This is a genomic window from Pseudomonas sp. MWU12-2037, assembly GCF_023242345.1.
In the GTDB taxonomy this organism is placed as follows: Bacteria; Pseudomonadota; Gammaproteobacteria; order Pseudomonadales; family Pseudomonadaceae; genus Aquipseudomonas; species Aquipseudomonas gingeri_D.
Genome location: NZ_JALLIZ010000056.1, coordinates 1 through 545 on the forward strand (window position 1 = coordinate 1; position 545 = coordinate 545).

At 62.8% G+C, this 545-nt stretch carries 1 protein-coding gene; it reads right to left on the reverse strand.

The annotated features are described in order from the left end of the window. The coding region (locus M5B42_RS32070) for a hypothetical protein (RefSeq protein ID WP_248748067.1) at nt 1-545 on the reverse strand (545 nt) is incomplete at both ends.

Consider the following 545-nt stretch of genomic DNA (forward strand, 5'->3'; position numbering starts at 1 on the left):
TTGCTGCTGTCCAGACCACCGGTGAGCAAGGTCATCAAGCCCTGGCTGTAGAGTGCACCGCCCTGGTTGTTGATCTGTGTGCTGCGTTGCACCACCAGCGGACCGACACTGGAGAGTTTGCCATGGGTGTTGGTCAGTGTGCCTAGCAGGTCAAGCGTCACCGCCGCGCCGCCACTCAGGGTGCCGTTGCTGTTATCGAGATCGGTACCGGTGAAAGTCAGTGCCTGTTGCGCCTGGACCGTGCCGCCGTTGCTCAGGGCCATGGCGTTCAGCGTCAGCAGCGTGCCGGCGTCGATCAGGCCACCTTGGCCGTTATTCAACAGGCCGGTGACCGTCAGGCTCTGAGCGCCCGCACTGGAAAGCGTACCGGCGCTGTTATCAAGACTACCCGCCCTGATGGTCAAGGCTTGCTGACTGGCCAGTGCGCCTGCGTTGCTGTTGAGCAGCGCACCGCTGAGCGTCACATCAACGTTACCGCTACGGCTGGAAACCGTGCCGCTGTTGCGGTTATCGAGCGAGCCCGCGTTGAGCGTCACGCCCTGCCA